This window comes from Streptomyces sp. YIM 130001 (genome assembly GCF_003574445.1).
Classification (GTDB): Bacteria; Actinomycetota; Actinomycetes; order Streptomycetales; family Streptomycetaceae; genus Streptomyces.
This window is the reverse complement of the sequence record NZ_KZ984551.1, coordinates 112,460-131,421: the sequence shown is the minus strand read 5'-3', so window position 1 is coordinate 131,421 and position 18,962 is coordinate 112,460. Positions and strand designations below refer to the sequence as shown.

Sequence of the window (18,962 nt, the reverse complement as noted above, 5' to 3'; positions counted from 1 at the left end):
GCTGCTGCCCGCTCCCCGTGGTCTGCGGTCCTTCCTCGACGAGTTCACGTGGGTGCTGCCGGTGCTGCACATCGGGATCATCGGCATGCTGATCCTGACCCGCTGGTGGGACTTCTGGACCAGCTGACCCACCGACCCGGGCTGACAGCCCGGACGGCGCTGTCAGCACTGTCGGTGGGCTGGCATAGGCTGCAAAGCGTGGAGCCCGATCTGTTCACCGCCGCAGCCGAAGACCGCCAGGAGAAGGAGCCCAGCAGCAGCCCTCTGGCCGTCCGGATGCGCCCGCGCGTCCTCGACGAGGTCGTCGGCCAGCAGCATCTGCTGAAGCAGGGCTCGCCACTGCGCCGCCTGGTGGGGGAGGGCGGTTCGGGCCCGGCCGGCCCGTCCTCGGTGATCCTCTGGGGCCCGCCCGGCACCGGCAAGACGACCCTGGCCTACGTGGTCTCCAAGGCGACGAACAAGCGCTTCGTCGAGCTCTCCGCGATCACCGCGGGCGTCAAGGAGGTCCGCGCCGTCATCGAGGGCGCCCGTCGCGCGACGGGCGGGTACGGCAAGGAGACCGTCCTCTTCCTCGACGAGATCCACCGCTTCAGCAAGGCCCAGCAGGACTCCCTGCTCCCCGCGGTGGAGAACCGCTGGGTCACCCTCATCGCGGCCACCACGGAGAACCCGTACTTCTCGGTGATCTCCCCGCTCCTGTCCCGCTCGCTGCTGCTCACGCTCGAGCCGCTCACCGACGACGATCTGGCCGGGCTGCTCGATCGTGCGCTCACCGAGGAGCGGGGTCTGGCCGGTTCGGTCGGCCTGACCGACGACGCCCGAGCGCATCTGCTGCGCATCGCGGGCGGCGACGCCCGCCGCGCGCTGACGGCGCTGGAGGCCGGCGCGGGTTCGGCGCTCGACAAGGGCGAGTCCGAGATCACGCTCGAGACCCTCGAGGAGTCCGTCGACCGCGCGGCCGTGAAGTACGACCGTGACGGCGACCAGCACTACGACGTGGCGAGTGCCCTCATCAAGTCGATCCGCGGCTCCGACGTGGACGCAGCGCTGCACTATCTGGCCCGGATGGTCGAGGCGGGCGAGGACCCGCGGTTCATCGCCCGCCGGCTCATGATCTCCGCCAGCGAGGACATCGGTCTGGCGGACCCGACGGCGCTGCCGACCGCGGTCGCCGCAGCCCAGGCCGTCGCCATGATCGGCTTCCCCGAGGCGGCTCTCACCCTCAGCCACGCCACCATCGCCCTGGCCCTCGCCCCGAAGTCCAACTCCGCGACGACAGCCATCGGCGCGGCCCTCGAGGACGTACGCAAGGGACTGGCGGGCCCGGTGCCCGCGCACCTGCGGGACGGTCACTACAAGGGCGCCGCCAAGCTCGGTCACGCCCAGGGCTACGTGTATCCGCACGACGTACCGGGCGGGATCGCGGCCCAGCAGTACGCGCCGGACGCGATCCACGGCAAGGAGTACTACCGGCCCACTCGCTACGGCGCCGAGGCGCGCTATGCGGACGTCGCCGACCGGGTACGCAGCCGGCTCTCCGGCGAGCGGGAGAGCGAAGGGCGCTGACCGCGTCCCGCTCCGGCGGCCGGAACACCCGCGGCGGCACGCACCGCGCTCAGTACGCCGCCTCGAAGAGCTGATGCATGGCCCGCCGCAGTCCGGTCACATCGGGCACCGGCTCCGGGAAGTCGAAGCGGGCATCGAAGCTCTGTGTCCCGTCGGAGATCCTGATCCGGAGTCCGAAGCGGTCCAGGGCCAGCGGCGTCGCTCGCCCACCGTGCAGCAGCGACTCGGCACGGTCGCCGAGCAGCGAGCACAGGGAGGCGACCTGTTCGGCGTGCGCCGCATGCAGATGCTGCAGCAGTTCCGCCTCGTGGTCGACCAGCGGATCGGCCCGTGCCTCGGTGAAAGCCTCGGGTTCGACCCGCGCAGCACCCCACAGATCGTCCACCGAGACCTCACCGACCTCCAGGCGCAGCATCATGCGCCCGGCTTCGGCGATCCCCGGCAACCGGGTCAGCCACCCGGAGACCCAGGCGCGTCCGCGGATACGGTGGGGCACGGCCACCGGAGCCACGTCCGTGACCTCGAGCACGGCGGACAGTTCGTCGTCCTGCGCGTGGGTCGCCGCGCGTACGGCAGGGGAGTCGGCAGGGAAGTCGAGGAGGACGTCTCCGTCCGGCCCGACCCGTCGTGCGTCGGGCACCAGCTGGTCAGGCCTGGCCCCTTGGAGCCCGGGGACGAGCAGCACCGCGGAGCATGTACTCTGTACGAGAGTTCGTGTGCGTTCGGCTGCTGACGGCATCCGGGCGATCTCAAGCCGGCTGGGACGCGGCTGACCACGATCTGATCGGACCTCCGTCATATCGGCGCCCTCAGCGTCGGTGTTCTCTGTGCTGTCCGTGACGTGTGTGGTGTTCCCACGGCGAGACATGCGATCTCCTTAACTAAGGTGAGCCTAACCTAACCTACAACGGAGGTCCGGAGAACGTGCCTAACCAGTCGCGTCCCAAGGTCAAGAAGTCGCGCGCGCTCGGAATCGCGCTGACGCCGAAGGCAGTCAAGTACTTCGAGGCCCGCCCCTACCCGCCGGGCGAGCACGGCCGTGGCCGCAAGCAGAACTCGGACTACAAGGTCCGTCTGCTGGAGAAGCAGCGCCTGCGTGCGCAGTACGACGTGTCCGAGCGTCAGCTGGTCCGCGCCTACGAGCGCGCCGCCAAGACGCAGGGCAAGACCGGTGAGGCCCTGGTCATCGAGCTCGAGCGCCGCCTCGACGCCCTCGTCCTGCGTTCGGGCATCGCCCGCACCATCTACCAGGCCCGTCAGATGGTCGTGCACGGCCACATCGAGGTCAACGGCAAGAAGGTCGACAAGCCCTCCTTCCGTGTCCGTCCCGACGACGTCGTGATGGTCCGCGAGCGCAGCCGCGAGAAGGTCCCCTTCCAGGTCGCGCGCGAGGGTGGCTACGACACCGAGGGCGAGACCCCGCGTTACCTGCAGGTCAACCTGAAGGCCCTGGCCTTCCGCCTCGACCGCGACCCGAACCGCAAGGAAATCCCGGTCATCTGCGACGAGCAGCTGGTCGTCGAGTTCTACGCCCGCTGATCGGGCCGCGGTTCCGCCGCGCCCGCTGAGCGAGGCGCAGCAGACTCAGGAGCCCGCCTGCTCCCCGCCGTTTCCGGTGGGGGAGCCGGCGGGCTTCCGTGCGTCCGGCGTGGGCCGCGTCCGGGCGGGGCGCGGCGCGGGGAGCACCGCGCTGTCCGTACCGCTGCCCGCCAGCGCCCGCTCCACTGTCGCTTCGAGCCCCAGCGTGCGCCCCTTTCGTACGCACTGCTCGAAGCGCTCGGCGCCGAGGAGTTCGGCCGTACGCCGCACGCAGTGGGAGCGCGGAGCGCGGAAGTGATCCGAGCCGAACAGCGGCAGACCCACCGAGTCCCAGAGGGGATCGGCCGCGCCCTGCAGCAGCGCGGCCTCCGCCGGGTCGCCCTCGCTCGCGGTGATCAGGGCGAGCAGTTCGACGGCGAGCACGAGGCCGACCAGGTCGCGGAAGGTGTGGTCGATGGTGACGCACTCCTCGGCGAGCTGTCTGGCCCGCCGGAAGTCGCCGCGCGTCCACGCCGCGTAGCCGAGGACGTACAGCGCATAGGCGCGGGTCCAGCGCTCGCCGTGCTGCTCGCAGATCTCGTCGACCTCGCGGCACAGTCGCAGGGCTTCCTCGGCGCGGTCCTGGAACACCAGGGACATCGCCAGCTCGACCCGGCCCATCAGCACATTGCTGTTGAGCTCGCCCAACTCTCCGTAGCGGAGCTGGGCTTCGCGCAGCAGCCGCTCGGCGCGCGGCATGTCGTCGTCGACCAGGGCGAGACAGCCGAGGCGGTGCACCGCGTACGCCACCGCCAGCGGACTGCCGGTGTGCTCGGCCTCGTCGCGGCACGTCTGGAGCGCACCGAGCGATCCGATCGTGTCGCCCTGCAGCGCGGCCACGTAGCCGAGCACCCAGAGTGCCTTCAGCCTCGAGTCCTCGTGCTCGCCGTCGAGTTCGGTGCCGCGGTCCAGCCAGTACCGGCCCTCGGACAGATGTCCGCAGCCCACCCAGTAGAACCAGAGCGTTCCGGCGAGGAGCTGGCCCTGGTGCGTCTCGTCGGGTTCGTTGAGGCAGTACTCCAGCGCCGCCCGCAGATTGGGCAGTTCGCTCTCCACCCGGGAGGCGATCTCGGCCTGCCGCGGCGAGAACCAGTCCAGCTCGCACCAGACCGCGAGCCCCAGGTACCAGTCTCGGTGCCGGCGGCGGAGCCGCTCGGCGTCACCCGCCGCCCGCAGCCAGCCGTCGCCGTACTCCCGGACCGTGGCCAGCATCCGGTACCGCGCGCCTTCCGGGCTGTCCTCGCGGAGCACCACGGACTGGGCGATCAGCTCGTCGACGGTGTCCAGAACTTCCGCCGCCGGCAGCCCCTGGCCTGCGCAGACGTACTCGGCCGCCTCCAGGTCGAAGGGGCCGGTGAACACCGACAGCCGAGCCCACAGCAGGCGCTGCGGCGGCGTGCACAGTTCATGGCTCCAGCCGATCGCGGTGCGCAGCGTCTCGTGCCGGGCGGCCCGCTGCCCGCCCCCGGTCAGCAGCCGGAAACGGTCGTCGAGCCGGGCGAGCAACTGCGCCGGCGACAGCGCCCCGAGGCGGCCCGCGGCCAGCTCGACCGCCAGCGGGATACCGTCCAGGCGCCGGCACAGCTCGAGCACCTCGGGCAGGCAGGTCCTGCCGAGCGTGAAGCCTGCCGGACCGCAGGCGGCCCGCTCCGCGAACAGGGTCGCCGCGTCCGCCTCCGGTAGCGGCGCCAGGCCGTGCACCCACTCGCCCTCCACACCCAGCGGGCGGCGGCCCGCGGCCAGCACCCGTACACCCGGGCACCGCCGCAGGAGTTCCCGCACCACCGGAGCGATCGCGTCGACGAGATGCTCGAACCCGTCGACCACGAGCAGGAGTTCACGGTCGGCGAGCTGCTCGGTGAGGACCGAGAGCGGCGAGCGCGCGGTGTGATCCGTGAGATCGAGCGCCTCCACCAAGGCGTACGTGACGAGATCGGGATCGCGCACCGTGGCGAGTTCCACGAGCCAGGCGCCGTCGGGGAAGGCCTCGCGGGCTCGGCGGGCCGCACTGAGGGCGAGCCGTGACTTGCCGACCCCGCCGACCCCGACCACTGTCACCAGGCGCGAGGCCGTGAGGCGGGAGTCGAGCCGGTCGAGTTCTTCCGCCCGGCCGACGAAGGAGTTGAGCTCCTCGGGCAGATTGCCGGGCCGGTCGATTCGCCCGGGGCGGTGAGAGCGTCGCATGGGCCACGCAGCGTACTCATCCCGGTGCGGTCCGTACAATCGCATCGCACAACGCGGGTGCCAGGAAGCCGAATACGGTACGGAGCGCCAGGCCCGGCGCGATAGGCTCGGGGAACGACTTTTACCAGGGGAAGTCCCGGAGGAGCGAGCGCCATGGGTGGCGCGCGGGCCTGCCGGACACCCTCTGGCCGTGAACAACTGGCCCCGAACAAGCAGAGAGCGGTGCAGCGTGACCGGTGGAGAGGTGGCCGGGATCCTGGTGGCTGTCTTCTGGGCGATCCTGGTCTCGTTCCTCGCCGTCGCTTTGGTGAGGCTGGCCCAGACCCTGAAGGCCACCACCAAGCTCGTGGCGGACGTGACCGAGCAGGCGGTGCCGCTGCTCGCGGACGCATCGGCGACCGTGCGCTCGGCACAGACCCAGCTGGACCGGGTCGACGCGATCGCGACGGACGTCCAGGAGGTCACCTCCAACGCCTCCGCGCTCTCCACCACCGTGGCATCGACCTTCGGCGGCCCCCTGGTCAAGGTCGCGGCGTTCGGCTACGGAGTGCGCCGGGCCATCACCCGCAAGGACATGCCGCCACGACCCTCCCGTCGTACCGTGATCGTGGGCCGGGCCGTGCCGTCCGCCCGGCGGGGGAAGCGGAAGAAGGACTGACGCAGCGATGTTCCGCCGTACTTTCTGGTTCACCGCGGGCGCTGCCGCCGGCGTGTGGGCCACCACCAAGGTCAACCAGAAGCTGAAGAAGCTCACCCCCGAGAGCCTCGCGGCACAGGCCGCCAACAAGGCACTCGATGCGGGCCACCGCCTCAAGGACTTCGCCCTCGACGTCCGCGACGGCATGGCCGAGCGTGAGGATCAGCTCAACGACGCACTGGGCCGCGACGCCGAAGAACCCCGCGAACTCCCCGCCCAGCAGCGGCTCGCCGCCCTCGAGAACAACGTGACGTACAAACAAGCCCCCTACACGTACAACCGGAATGAGGACCACTGATGGAGTCGGCTGAAATCCGTCGCCGCTGGCTGCGCTTCTTCGAAGAGCGCGGGCACACCGTTGTGCCGTCGGCGTCGCTGATCGCGGACGACCCGACGCTGCTCCTCGTTCCCGCGGGCATGGTGCCCTTCAAGCCGTACTTCCTCGGCGAGGTCAAGCCGCCGGCTCCGCGCGTGACCAGCGTGCAGAAGTGCGTGCGTACGCCGGACATCGAAGAGGTCGGCAAGACCACCCGGCACGGCACGTTCTTCCAGATGTGCGGCAACTTCTCCTTCGGTGACTACTTCAAGGAAGGCGCCATCAAGCTCGCCTGGGAGCTGCTCACCAGCTCCCAGGCCGACGGTGGCTACGGCCTGGAGCCTGAGCGGCTGTGGATCACCGTCTACCTGGACGACGACGAGGCTGAGCGCATCTGGCGCGACGTGATCGGGGTGCCCGCGGAGCGCATCCAGCGGCTGGGCAAGGAGGACAACTTCTGGTCCATGGGTGTCCCCGGACCCTGCGGCCCGTGTTCCGAGATCAACTACGACCGGGGCCCCGAGTTCGGCGAGGAGGGCGGCCCGGCCGTCAACGACGAGCGCTACGTGGAGATCTGGAACCTGGTCTTCATGCAGTTCGAGCGCGGACCGGGAGAGGGCAAGGAAGACTTCCCGATCCTCGGCGAGCTGCCGTCGAAGAACATCGACACCGGTCTCGGCCTGGAACGCCTCGCCATGATCCTGCAGGGCGTGCGGAACCTCTACGAGATCGACATCTCGATGGCCGTCATCGACAAGGCCACCGAACTCACCGGCGTGCGCTACGGCGCCGCGTCGAACACGGACGTCTCGCTGCGCGTGGTGACCGACCACATGCGCACCTCGGTGATGCTCATCGGCGACGGCGTCACGCCCGGCAACGAGGGCCGCGGTTATGTACTGCGCCGCATCATGCGCCGCGCCATCCGCAACATGCGGCTGCTCGGAGCCACGGGCCCGGTCGTCAAGGACCTGGTCGACGTCGTGGTCGAGACGATGGGGGAGCAGTACCCCGAGCTGCTCACCGAGCGCAGCCGGATCGAGGCCGTCGCGCTCGCCGAGGAGGCCGCCTTCCTCAAGGCTCTCAAGGGCGGCACCAACATCCTCGACACCGCCGTCACCGAGACCAAGGCCTCCGGTGGCAAGGTGCTCGCCGGCGACAAGGCGTTCCTGCTCCACGACACCTGGGGCTTCCCGATCGACCTCACCCTCGAGATGGCCGCCGAGCAGGGCCTCTCGGTGGACGAGGACGGCTTCCGGCGCCTGATGAAGGAGCAGCGGGAGCGGGCCAAGGCCGACGCCAAGGCCAAGAAGACCGGGCACGCCGACCTGTCCGCGTACCGCGAGGTCGCCGACAACTCCGGCAGCACCGAGTTCACCGGATACAGCGCCACCGAGGGCGAGTCGCGGATCGTCGGCCTGCTCGTCGACGGCGTTCCCTCACCCGCCGCCTCCGAGGGCGACGAGGTCGAGGTGGTCCTCGACCGGACCCCGTTCTACGCCGAGGGCGGCGGCCAGCTCGCCGACACCGGCCGGATCAAGCTCGACACCGGTGCCGTCATCCAGGTCCGTGACGTGCAGCAGCCGGTGCCAGGCGTCTCCGTGCACAAGGGCGCCGTCCAGGTCGGCGAGGTCACCGTCGGGTCGTCCGCGTTCGCCGCGATCGACGCCAACCGGCGCCGGGCCATCGCTCGTGCCCACAGCGCCACCCACCTCACTCACCAGGCGCTGCGTGACGCCCTCGGTCCGACGGCCGCCCAGGCCGGTTCGGAGAACTCCCCGGGCCGCTTCCGCTTCGACTTCGGTTCGCCGGCCGCCGTGCCCGGCACGGTCCTCACCGACGTCGAGCAGAAGATCAACGAGGTGCTCGCCCGTGAACTCGACGTACAGGCCGAGGTCATGAGCATCGACGACGCCAAGAAGCAGGGCGCCATCGCCGAGTTCGGCGAGAAGTACGGCGAGCGGGTGCGCGTCGTGACCATCGGCGACTTCTCCAAGGAGCTGTGCGGCGGCACCCACGTGCACAACACCGCCCAGCTCGGCCTGGTCAAGCTGCTCGGCGAATCGTCGATCGGCTCCGGCGTGCGGCGTATCGAGGCTCTGGTCGGCGTCGACGCGTACAGCTTCCTGGCCAAGGAGCACACCGTGGTCGCTCAGCTCCAGGAGTTGATCAAGGGCCGTTCCGAGGAGCTGCCCGAGAAGGTCTCCGGGATGCTCGCCAAGCTCAAGGACGCGGAGAAGGAGATCGAGAAGTTCCGCGCCGAGAAGGTCCTGCAGGCCGCAGCGGGTCTCGCCGCCGGCGCCAAGGACGTGCGCGGCACGGCGCTGGTGACCGGACAGGTGCCGGACGGCACCGGCGCCGACGACCTGCGCAAGCTGGTCCTCGACGTGCGCGGCCGCATCGCGTCCGACCGCCCGGCCGTGGTTGCCCTGTTCAGCACGGTCAACGACCGTCCGCTGACCGTGATCGCCACCAACGAGGCCGCCCGCGAACGTGGCTTCAAGGCCGGCGACCTGGTGCGTACGGCCGCCAAGACTCTCGGCGGCGGAGGCGGCGGCAAGCCGGACGTCGCCCAGGGCGGTGGACAGAACCCGGCCGCCGTCGGTGACGCCGTGGCCGCCGTGGAGCGGCTCGTCACCGAGACGGCCTGATGGCCGCGGACGGATTCCGTCGCGGCCGGCGCCTGGCCCTGGACGTGGGGGACGCCCGGATCGGGGTTGCTTCGTGCGACCCCGACGGGGTCCTCGCCACGCCGGTGGAGACCGTTCCGGGACGTGACGTCCCGGCGGCCCACCGGCGGCTGCGCCAACTCGTCGAGGAGTACGAGCCGATCGAGGTGGTCGTCGGCCTGCCCCGCTCGCTCAACGGTGGTGAGGGGCCGGCAGCGGTCAAGGTCCGCGGTTTCACCCAGGAGCTCGCCCGTGGCATCGCACCCGTACCGGTGCGGCTCGTGGACGAGAGGATGACCACAGTGACGGCCAGTCAGAACCTGCGCGCGTCCGGTATTAAGTCCAAAAAGGGCCGATCCGTCATCGATCAGGCTGCCGCTGTGGTCATCCTCCGCCACGCTCTGGAGTCCGAACGGGCGTCAGGAGTGGCTCCGGGTGAGGGCGTCGAAGTGGTTGTCTGATCGCGATACGGTAACGTTCCGCGCGATGCGGCGGTGTTCGAACAGCTGCCGCACAGCAAAAAGAGGCGGACGGGATGCCACACCGTAGGTGCCCTTCAACCGCCGCCTCGCGGCTCGTAGGGGATCGATGACTGAGTATGGCCGGGGCAGAAGTCCCGAACCGTGGCACCCCGAAGACCCGTTGTACGGGGACCAGGGGTGGGGAGGTCAGGCCTCTGCGGGCCAGAGCTCCTACGGCGGCCAGCCGCAGCACTACCCGCAGCAGCCGCAGCAGAGCTATGGCGGCCAGCAGCCCGGCTACCCGCAGCACAACTACGACGGCGGATGGGATACCGGACAGAACCCCGCCTACGACCCCTACGGGGGCCACGACCCCTACGGTGGGCACGACCCCTACGGGCAGCAGCCCGTCGCGTACGGCGGCGAGCGTCCCGACCAGTACGGCACTCCTGACGCCTACCCGCCGCCCCGGCCCCCGGGCCGCCGGCACGAGGTGCAGCAGGAGACACCCGACTGGGACCCGGGCCCCGACCAGGGCGAGCACGCGTTCTTCGCGGACCGCGATGACGACGATGACGATTACGACGACGGCGGACGCGGCGGACGCGGCGGGCGCGGCCGGGGTGAGCGTCGCGGGCGCGGCGGCAAGAAGCGCCGCGGCGGATGCGCCTGCCTGGTCCTGAGTCTCGTCTTCGCGGGCGGACTCGGCGGTGCGGTGTACTACGGATGGGATTACATCCAGAGCCGATTCGGTTCGGCCGAGGACTACGCGGGTGACGGAGCCGGCCAGGTCACCGTCGACATCCCCAGAGGCGCGACCGGATACGACATCGGCAACAAGCTCAAGGAGGCCGGCGTCGTCAAGAGCGTCGACGCCTTCGTCGCGGCGCAGGGCAAGGACCCCAAGGGCCAGTCCATCCAGGCCGGCGTCTACGTGATGAAGAAGGAGATGTCGGCCGAGGCCGCCGTCGGCCTGATGCTCGACCCGAAGAGCCGCAACAACCTCGTCATCGCCGAGGGCATGCGGAACGCCAAGATCTACGAGCAGATCGACAAGCGTCTCGAGGAGCCCAAGGGCACCACGGAGAAGTACGCCCAGAAGAACTGGCGCAAGCTCGGCCTGCCGGACTGGGCGAAGAACGATCACCCCGACGTCAAGGACCACCTCGAAGGCTTCCTCTCCCCCTCGAGCTATCCGGTCGCCAAGGGCATGAAGCCGGCCGACGTGCTCAAGGAGATGGTCGAGCACGCGACGACGCAGTACGAGGCGCAGAACCTCGAGGCGAAGGCCAAGGCGCTGAACCTCAAGGACCCGCTGCAACTCGTCACGGTCGCGAGCCTCGTCCAGGCGGAGGGCAAGTACAAGCACGACTTCGAGAAGGTCGCCACCGTCGTCTACAACCGTCTGAAGCCGAACAACACGGAGACCTACGGCCTGCTCGACTTCGACTCGACGGTCAACTACCTGCGCGGCAAGTCCGACCTGGCCACCGGCTCGGTGGACGAGCTCCGCAAGCTCAACGACCCGTACAACACGTACAAGATCAAGGGACTGCCGCCCGGACCGATCGGCAACCCAGGGGCCGAGGCGCTCAAGTCCGCGATCAAGCCGGCCGAAGGCGACTGGTACTACTTCGTCTCCGTGAACGCCGACACCACCCTCTTCGCCGAGACGAACGAGGAGCACGAGCGCAATCGCCAGAAGTACCAGGACGAGCAGGACGGGAACGAGTAGCCGCACATGAGCGTGACGCGACACCGCGCGGCCGTCCTCGGTTCGCCCATCGCCCACTCCCTGTCGCCCGTCCTGCACCGCGCCGCGTACGACGCGTTGGGGCTCGAGGGCTGGTCGTACGACCGCTTCGAGGTCGACGAGGCGGGGCTTGCGGATTTCGTCGGCGGGCTCGGCGCGGAGTGGGCCGGTCTCTCACTGACCATGCCGTTGAAGCGGGCCGTACTGCCGCTGCTCGACGAGGTCAGTGAGACCGCGTCGTCCGTGGACGCAGTGAACACGGTCGTGTTCGGCGAGGACGGCCGGCGCCGCGGCGACAACACCGATATCCCCGGCATGGTCGCCGCCCTGCGTGAGCGGGGCGTCGAGCAGACCGGGTCGGCGGCGATCCTCGGGGCGGGCGCGACCGCGTCGTCGGCCCTGGCCGCGCTCGCACGGGTGTGCACCGGCGAGATCGTGGCGTACGTCCGCAGTTCGGGGCGGGCCGCCGAAATGCGTGAATGGGGCGAGCGGCTCGGCGTCGCGGTACGGACCGCGCCGTGGGCCGATGCCGCCGACGCCTTCGCGGCGCCGCTGGTCGTCGCGACGACCCCCGCCGGTGCGACGGACGAGCTGGCGAGGGCTGTTCCGGAGCGACCAGGGACCCTGTTCGACGTGCTCTACGACCCGTGGCCGACCGAGCTCGCTGCCCGCTGGTCCATGACCGGAGGTGCCGTGGTGAGCGGGCTCGATCTCCTGGTGCACCAGGCAGTGCTGCAGATCGAGCAGTTCACCGGGCGCTCGCCCGCGCCGCTGTCCGCGATGCGGGCAGCCGGTGAGAAGGCGCTCGCGTCCCGGTAGGCCGTCCACCGGCCTGTCCGTTTACTGGACCGTCGGCAGGGCGCGGTGTCCGCTCGTGGGAGGATCGGACCTGGCGGGCCAGGGCCGCGCACCCGGCCGCTGTCGCTGTGCCGGGCGCGAGGCTTCCCGGGAAACCGGGGCCAGGAGAGAGGAACACCGTTGAGCAGGTTGCGTTGGCTGACCGCGGGGGAGTCCCACGGGCCCGCACTGGTGGCGACCCTCGAGGGTCTGCCTGCCGGGGTGCCCATCACCACGGAGATGGTGGCGGACGCGCTGGCCAGGCGGCGGCTCGGCTACGGCCGCGGGGCGCGGATGAAGTTCGAGCGTGACGAGGTCACCTTCCTCGGCGGTGTACGCCACGGACTCACCATGGGCTCACCCGTCGCGATCATGGTCGGGAACACCGAGTGGCCCAAGTGGGAAAAGGTCATGGCGGCCGACCCGGTCCCCGAGGAGGAGCTCGCCGAGCTGGCGCGTAACGCGCCGCTGACCAGGCCGCGCCCCGGCCACGCCGACCTCGCCGGGATGCAGAAGTACGGCTTCGACGAGGCCCGCCCCATCCTGGAGCGTGCCTCCGCCCGCGAGACCGCGGCGCGCGTCGCCCTCGGCACGGTCGCCCGCTCGTACCTCAAGGAGACCGCCGGCATCGAGCTGGTCAGCCACGTCGTCGAGCTGGCCGGTGCGAAGGCGCCCTACGGCGTCGTGCCGGAGCCTTCCGACGTGGAACGTCTGGACGCCGACCCCGTGCGCTGCCTCGACCCCGACGCGTCGAAGCAGATGGTCGCCGAGATCGACCAGGCCCACAAGGACGGCGACACCCTGGGCGGAGTCGTCGAGGTGATCGCGTACGGCGTACCGGTCGGGCTCGGCTCGCACGTGCACTGGGACCGGCGGCTCGACGCCCGCCTCGCCGCCGCGCTGATGGGCATTCAGGCCATCAAGGGGGTCGAGGTGGGCGACGGTTTCGACCTGGCCCGGGTGCCCGGTTCGCAGGCGCACGACGAGATCCTGGCCACCGACGACGGCGTCAGGCGTGCCTCCGGTCGCTCCGGCGGCACCGAAGGCGGCCTCACCACCGGCGAACTGCTGCGCGTACGTGCCGCGATGAAGCCCATCGCCACCGTCCCGCGGGCGCTGGCCACCATCGACGTGGCAACCGGCGAGGCGGCCAAGGCGCACCACCAGCGTTCCGATGTGTGTGCCGTGCCCGCGGCCGGCATCGTCGCCGAGGCGATGGTGGCGCTGGTCCTCGCGGACGCCGTCGCGGAGAAGTTCGGCGGAGACAGCGTCACCGAGACCGCGCGCAATGTCCGCTCGTACCTCGACACCCTCGTCGTCCGATGAGCGCCGCATCCGCCACCGGGCCGCAGGTCGTTCTCGTCGGCCCGATGGGTGTCGGCAAGTCGACCGTGGGTGAACTGCTCGCGGAGCGGCTCGGCACCGAATTCCGGGATACCGACGCGGACATCGTCGCCGCCGAGGGACGCGAGATCTCCGACATCTTCATCCAGGACGGCGAGGAGCACTTCCGGGATCTGGAACGGTCCGCCGTACGCGCCGCTCTCACCGGACACCGGGGCGTGCTCGCCCTCGGCGGCGGAGCCGTTCTCGACGCGTCGACCCGCCGACTGCTCGGTGGCCACGCGGTCGTGTATCTCTCGATGGAGGTCGACGAGGCGGTCAAGCGCACCGGCCTCAACGTCGCCCGGCCGCTGCTCGCCGTCAACCCGCGCCGGCAGTGGCGCGAACTGATGGACGCACGCCGCCCGTTGTACGCCGAGGTGGCACGAGCGGTGGTCGCCACCGACAGCCGTGATCCCGAAGACGTCGCCCGAGCCGTCCTCGACGCACTGGAGTTGAAGCAAGCATGACGGAGCAGTCAGCCGCACCGGCCGACGCGCAGCCCCCCACCCGTATCCAGGTCGGCGGTACCGCGGGCACCGATCCGTACGAGGTGCTCGTCGGACGTTCACTGCTCGGCGAGCTCGCCGGACTGATCGGCACGGACGCCAAGCGGGTCGCGGTGATCCACCCGGAGGCGCTGGACGAGACCGGCGAGGCGATCCGCGCCGATCTCGCCGACCAGGGCTACGAGGCCGTCGCCATCCAGGTGCCCAACGCGGAGGAGGCGAAGACCGCCGAGGTCGCCGCGTACTGCTGGAAGGCACTCGGCACTTCGGGCTTCACCCGCAGCGATGTCGTGGTCGGCGTCGGCGGTGGGGCGAGCACCGACCTGGCCGGCTTCGTCGCGGCCACCTGGCTGCGCGGCGTGCGCTGGATCGCGGTGCCCACCACCGTGCTCGGCATGGTCGACGCGGCCGTCGGCGGCAAGACCGGCATCAACACCGCCGAGGGAAAGAACCTGGTCGGCGCCTTCCACCCGCCGGCCGGCGTGCTCTGCGACCTGGGCGCCCTCGACTCGCTCGGAGTCCACGACTACGTCAGCGGTCTCGCCGAGGTCATCAAAGCCGGCTTCATCGCCGACCCGGAGATCCTCGCGCTGATCGAGGCGGACCCCGAGGCCGCGCGCAGTCCGCAGGGTCCGCACACCGCGGAACTCCTCGAACGCTCCATCCGGGTCAAGGCGGACGTGGTCTCCAGTGACCTCAAGGAGTCCGGCCTGCGGGAGATCTTGAACTACGGGCACACGCTCGCGCACGCGATCGAGAAGAACGAGCGCTACAAGTGGCGGCACGGCGCAGCCGTCAGCGTCGGCATGGTCTTCGCGGCCGAACTCGGCCGTCTCGCGGGCCGGCTCGACGACGCCACAGCGGACCGGCACCGCAGCATCCTGGAGTCGGTCGGACTGCCGCTCACCTACCGCGGCGACCAGTGGCCCAAGCTTCTCCAGACCATGAAGGTCGACAAGAAGTCCCGCGGTGACCTGCTGCGCTTCATCGTCCTGAACGGCCTCGGCCGGGCCTCCGTACTGGAAGGTCCGGATCCGGCTGTCCTGCTCGCCGCATATGGCGAGGTTTCCGCCTGATCGGGCACTCGGCGGCTGCCCCGGCCGTTCACACAACACCGGCCGGGGCAGGTACCGTTCAGTAGGCCCGGGAGCGAGACCACCCGGGACCAGCGACAGTCGCCGTGACGAGACGGAGTGGCACCGGATGCATCACGCAGTGGGGAATCCGCTGCCGCCGCCCCATCAGCCGGGGCACGGACCGGCCGTCGGCCGGTCCCCGGCCGCACATCACCCGGGCCCCGGGGGACACCCGGGAGCGCAGGGGCGTCCCGTCCCACCGCCGATGCCGCAGGGTGTGCAGAGCGGCGGCCCGCCGCCCGCCGGATTCACCAGTCAGGCGCCGCAGGCCCCCGCACCCGTACCGCCCACCCCGGACACCACGGGGCACATCCAGCTCCCGCCCGGCGGCCCGGTGGCCGTACCGAGTCCGCCTCCCGGAGGTGCCGGGCCCGCCGACACCGGGGCCACCACCCTCGCCGTGCTCCTGATCGGACCGGCCGGCGCCGGCAAGACCTCGGTCGCCAAGCACTGGGCGGAGAACCGCCGGGTACCGACATCGCACATCAGCCTCGACGACGTACGCGAATGGGTCCGCTCCGGCTTCGCCGATCCGCAGACGGGGTGGAACGACCACTCCGAGGCCCAGTACCGACTGGCCCGCCGCACCTGCGGCTTCGCCGCGCGCAACTTCCTGGCCAACGGCATCTCCTGCATCCTCGACGACGCTGTCTTCCCCGACCGCCCGGTCGTGGGCCTCGGCGGCTGGAAGCGCCATGTGGGACCCGGCCTGCTCCCCGTCGTGCTGCTCCCGGGTCTCGAGATCGTCCTGGAGCGCAACGCCCAGCGCAGTGGCAACCGCCGGCTGGCCGACGAGGAAGTCGCCGCGATCCACGGCCGGATGGCCGGCTGGTACGGCTCCGGACTGCCGATCATCGACAACTCCACCTTCGACGTGCCCACCACGGCCCGGGTCCTGGACGACGTCCTGGCCCGCTCCATCGCGAGCCCGCCGCAGTGGTAGCCGTACGCAGGTAGCCGCCCACGGGAGCACCGCACCACGGTCGGACGCGCTGAACCGGCCGAGTCGCAGATCCGCTCATACGCTCGCCTCATGTCTGAGGTGTACCTGGCCCGCAGGGAGCGGCTGAGGGATCGATGCACGGCGGCCGGCAACGCCGCCGCTGTCGTCTCCCACCCCGCCAACGTCCGCTATCTCGCGGGCGCGTGCCCGCACGGGGGAGTGCTGCTGCTCGGCCCCCGGGAAGACACGCTGTTGTGCGCGACGGCGCCCACCGGCCAGCCGCCCGAGGGCCACGTAGACGACTCGCTGCGCCTTCGGGTCCTCACCGGCGCAGGAGTGGACGCGGCCGTCGCGGCCGCCGGCCTCGCCGCGGAACAGGGTGCCGACTCGCTCGCCGTGGAGGAGAACCACCTCACGGTGGCCCGCCACCGCGCCCTCGGATCCGTCGCCCCGCGCCTGCACCTCGGCGACGTGGACGGTGCGGTCGAGCAACTCCGCCTGGTCAAGGACGACGAGGAACTGTCCTGCCTGCGGATCGCCGCGGAGATCACCGACCAGGCACTCGGCGAGCTCCTGGAGTCGATCCTCGTCGGCAGGACGGAACGCCATCTGGCCCTCGAGCTGGAACGCCGGCTCGTCGACCACGGCGCGGACGGCGCCGCCTTCCCCACCTCGGTCGGTACCGGCCCCAATTCGGGCCGCGGCGGTCACCGGCCGGGTGATCGCCGGGTCGAGGAGGGCGACTTCCTCTCCGTGGGCCTCGGCGCCACGTACCGCGGATACTGCTGCGAGATCGGCCGCACCTTCGTCATCGGCACCACTCCCGCGGACTGGCAGATCGAGCTGTACGACCTGGTCTTCGCAGCTCAGCGGGCCGGCCGGGAGACGCTCGCACCCGGTGCGGAGTACCGCGAGGTGGACCGTGCGGCCCGACATGTGCTCAACTCCGCGGGGTACGGGGAGGGGCTCCCGGAGACCACCGGGCACGGTGTGGGGCTCGAAATCGACGAGGACCCTCAGTTCGCCGCCACGGCCATGGGTAAACTGGACGCTCGTGTGCCGGTCACCGTCGAACCCGGGGTTCACCTTCCGGGCCGGGGCGGAGTCCGGATCGATGACACGCTCGTCGTTCGTCCCGAGGCGGACGGCGGACCCGAGCTACTCACCATCACGACCAAGGAGCTGCTCGCGCTCTAGGGCGCGCCTGCCTTCGTGGTCCCACCCGCAGTCCAGGAGATTCCGCAACCGTGGCTTCCACGAACGACCTCAAGAACGGCCTGGTGCTCAAGCTCGACGGGGGCCAGCTCTGGTCCGTCGTCGAGTTCCAGCACGTCAAGCCCGGCAAGGGCCCGGCTTTCGTGCGCACCAAGCTCAAGAACGTGATGTCCGGCAAGACCGTCGACAAGACCTTCAACGCCGGCGTCAAGGTCGAGACTGCCACCGTCGACAAGCGCGACATGCAGTTCTCGTACATGGACGGCGACTACTTCGTGTTCATGGACATGCAGACGTACGACCAGCTGCACGTCGAGCGCAAGGCCGTCGGTGACGCCGCGAACTTCCTCATCGAGGGCTTCGAGGCGACCGTCGCGCAGTACGAGGGCGAGGTGCTCTTCGTCGAGCTGCCCGCCGCGGTCGAACTGGTCATCAAGGAGACCGAGCCCGGCGTGCAGGGCGACCGCTCCACCGGCGGCACCAAGCCCGCCATCCTGGAGACCGGTCACCAGATCAGCGTTCCGCTGTTCATCACCACCGGTGAGAAGATCAAGGTCGACACCCGCTCGAGCGACTACCTCGGCCGGGTGAACAGCTAACCGTGGCTGCCCGTAACACGGCCCGTAAGCGCGCCTTCCAGATTCTCTTTGAGGCGGACCAGCGCGGCACCGACGTCGAGACCGTCCTCGCCGACTGGGTGCGGCACGCGCGCAGCGACACCCGCCAGCCGCCCGTCAGCGCGTACACGATGGACCTCGTCGAGGGGTACACGCGGTACGCCGAGCGGATCGACGATCTGATCGCGCAGTACGCGGTGGGATGGACGCTCGACCGCATGCCGGTCGTCGACCGCAACATCCTGCGTCTGGGCACCTACGAGTTGGTCTGGGTGGACGAGACCCCCGACGCCGTGGTGCTCGACGAGGCCGTGCAGCTCGCCAAGGAGTTCTCCACGGACGATTCCCCGGCCTTCGTGAACGGCCTGCTCGGCCGTTTCAAAGACCTCAAGCCGGGGCTGAGGCGGGACGGGGCCTGAGCGCTCGAGGAGCAGCGAGGCCCGATACGACGAGGGGCCCGCACCACACGGAGAGTGTGGTGCGGGCCCCTCGTCGCAGTCCCGGGGGAGATGCCTCCCGGACGCCCGACGGTACGTTTCTGCAGAACGTCCGGGCCAAGGGTCAGACGTCGTCGTGACCCACGGCGCGACGGGCGTCGGCGTCGAGCACGCCCCAGCTGATCAGCTGCTCGGTGAGTACCGAAGGGGACTGGTCGTAGATGACGGCCAGGGTGCGCAGGTCGTCCTGACGGATCGAGAGCACCTTGCCGTTGTAATCGCCGCGCTGGGACTGGATCGTGGCCGCGTAACGCTGCAGCGGGCCCGCCTTCTCCTGCGGGACGTGGGCCAGGCGCTCCAGGTCGAGCACGAGCTTCGGCGGCGGCTCGGCCGCTCCGCCAGGCGTGGTGCCGGGGAGGAGTTCCTGGACCGGGACCCCGTAGAAATCAGCCAGTTCGGCGAGGCGCTGCACCGTGACGGCTCGGTCTCCGCGCTCGTACGAACCGACCACTACCGCCTTCCAGCGGCCCTGGGACTTCTCCTCGACGCCGTGGAGGGAAAGGCCCTGCTGGGTGCGGATGGCCCGGAGCTTGGCCCCGAGCTGCTTGGCGTATTCGCTGGACATATAGCTCCCCGGACGCTGTGACACGTGCGGCTTCAC

18 protein-coding genes are annotated in these 18,962 nt (G+C 70.4%); 15 read left to right on the top strand and 3 right to left on the bottom strand.

What is annotated here, in order from left to right; genetic code table 11:
- Positions 1–198: 198 nt before the first annotated feature.
- Positions 199–1,566 (top strand): replication-associated recombination protein A, encoded by a 1,368-nt coding sequence (locus tag DSC45_RS08345; protein ID WP_119288671.1) that lies wholly within the window; start codon positions 199–201, stop codon positions 1,564–1,566.
- Between the two features lie 49 nt (positions 1,567–1,615).
- On the opposite strand, the gene DSC45_RS08340 is transcribed toward DSC45_RS08345, so the two are convergent.
- The gene (locus DSC45_RS08340) at positions 1,616–2,305 is read right to left on the bottom strand and encodes a DUF2470 domain-containing protein (RefSeq protein ID WP_119288669.1); all 690 of its coding nucleotides are present in this window, start codon (positions 2,303–2,305) and stop codon (positions 1,616–1,618) included.
- Between the two features lie 185 nt (positions 2,306–2,490).
- Here DSC45_RS08340 and rpsD point away from each other — a divergent pair, with 185 nt between their 5' ends.
- Positions 2,491–3,105: a 30S ribosomal protein S4 gene (gene rpsD, locus DSC45_RS08335; RefSeq protein ID WP_119288667.1), complete on the top strand. Its 615-nt coding sequence runs from the start codon at positions 2,491–2,493 to the stop codon at positions 3,103–3,105.
- Between the two features lie 45 nt (positions 3,106–3,150).
- On the opposite strand, the gene DSC45_RS08330 is transcribed toward rpsD, so the two are convergent.
- Positions 3,151–5,328, bottom strand: coding sequence for an ATP-binding protein (locus DSC45_RS08330; RefSeq protein ID WP_119288665.1), 2,178 nt, complete (start codon positions 5,326–5,328; stop codon positions 3,151–3,153).
- A gap of 229 nt (positions 5,329–5,557) precedes the next feature.
- On the opposite strand from DSC45_RS08330, the gene DSC45_RS08325 reads away from it, so the two are divergent.
- The 13 genes from DSC45_RS08325 (at position 5,558) to nusB (ending at position 18,283) form a co-directional block, all read left to right on the top strand.
- On the top strand, positions 5,558–5,986 hold the full coding sequence (locus DSC45_RS08325; RefSeq protein WP_119288663.1) for a DUF948 domain-containing protein: 429 nt from the start codon (positions 5,558–5,560) through the stop codon (positions 5,984–5,986).
- 7 nt (positions 5,987–5,993) lie between these two features.
- A complete protein-coding gene (locus DSC45_RS08320; RefSeq protein WP_119288662.1) occupies positions 5,994–6,323 on the top strand; it encodes a DUF6167 family protein in 330 nt (109 codons plus the stop codon).
- On the top strand, positions 6,323–8,992 hold the full coding sequence (gene alaS, locus DSC45_RS08315; protein ID WP_119288660.1) for an alanine--tRNA ligase: 2,670 nt from the start codon (positions 6,323–6,325) through the stop codon (positions 8,990–8,992). Before DSC45_RS08320 ends, alaS begins: the two co-directional genes overlap by 1 nt.
- Entirely contained in the window at positions 8,992–9,471 is a 480-nt protein-coding gene (gene ruvX, locus DSC45_RS08310) for a Holliday junction resolvase RuvX (protein ID WP_119288658.1), read from the top strand. The genes alaS and ruvX overlap by 1 nt, the downstream gene beginning before the upstream one ends.
- 127 nt (positions 9,472–9,598) lie before the next feature.
- Positions 9,599–11,206 (top strand): endolytic transglycosylase MltG, encoded by a 1,608-nt coding sequence (gene mltG / locus DSC45_RS08305; protein ID WP_119288656.1) that lies wholly within the window; start codon positions 9,599–9,601, stop codon positions 11,204–11,206.
- A 6-nt stretch (positions 11,207–11,212) separates the two neighbouring features.
- Complete coding sequence (locus DSC45_RS08300) at positions 11,213–12,043, top strand: shikimate dehydrogenase (RefSeq protein ID WP_205571281.1); 831 nt, start codon at positions 11,213–11,215, stop codon at positions 12,041–12,043.
- Between the two features lie 159 nt (positions 12,044–12,202).
- Positions 12,203–13,387: a chorismate synthase gene (gene aroC / locus DSC45_RS08295; protein ID WP_119288654.1), complete on the top strand. Its 1,185-nt coding sequence runs from the start codon at positions 12,203–12,205 to the stop codon at positions 13,385–13,387.
- The gene (locus DSC45_RS08290; RefSeq protein WP_119288652.1) at positions 13,384–13,914 is read left to right on the top strand and encodes a shikimate kinase; all 531 of its coding nucleotides are present in this window, start codon (positions 13,384–13,386) and stop codon (positions 13,912–13,914) included. Before aroC ends, DSC45_RS08290 begins: the two co-directional genes overlap by 4 nt.
- A complete protein-coding gene (aroB, locus tag DSC45_RS08285; RefSeq protein ID WP_119288651.1) occupies positions 13,911–15,029 on the top strand; it encodes a 3-dehydroquinate synthase in 1,119 nt (372 codons plus the stop codon). Before DSC45_RS08290 ends, aroB begins: the two co-directional genes overlap by 4 nt.
- A 127-nt stretch (positions 15,030–15,156) precedes the next feature.
- Positions 15,157–16,032, top strand: a complete 876-nt coding sequence (locus DSC45_RS08280) for a Pro-rich N-terminal domain-containing protein (RefSeq protein ID WP_119288649.1) — start codon at positions 15,157–15,159, stop codon at positions 16,030–16,032.
- A gap of 90 nt (positions 16,033–16,122) precedes the next feature.
- Positions 16,123–17,229, top strand: coding sequence for an aminopeptidase P family protein (locus DSC45_RS08275; RefSeq protein WP_119288647.1), 1,107 nt, complete (start codon positions 16,123–16,125; stop codon positions 17,227–17,229).
- A gap of 50 nt (positions 17,230–17,279) precedes the next feature.
- Positions 17,280–17,846 (top strand): elongation factor P, encoded by a 567-nt coding sequence (efp, locus tag DSC45_RS08270; protein WP_119288645.1) that lies wholly within the window; start codon positions 17,280–17,282, stop codon positions 17,844–17,846.
- A 2-nt stretch (positions 17,847–17,848) separates the two neighbouring features.
- Positions 17,849–18,283: a transcription antitermination factor NusB gene (gene nusB / locus DSC45_RS08265; protein ID WP_119288643.1), complete on the top strand. Its 435-nt coding sequence runs from the start codon at positions 17,849–17,851 to the stop codon at positions 18,281–18,283.
- A 142-nt stretch (positions 18,284–18,425) separates the two neighbouring features.
- On the opposite strand, the gene bldD is transcribed toward nusB, so the two are convergent.
- Positions 18,426–18,926 (bottom strand): transcriptional regulator BldD, encoded by a 501-nt coding sequence (bldD, locus tag DSC45_RS08260; RefSeq protein WP_119288641.1) that lies wholly within the window; start codon positions 18,924–18,926, stop codon positions 18,426–18,428.
- Between the last annotated feature and the right edge of the window lie 36 nt (positions 18,927–18,962).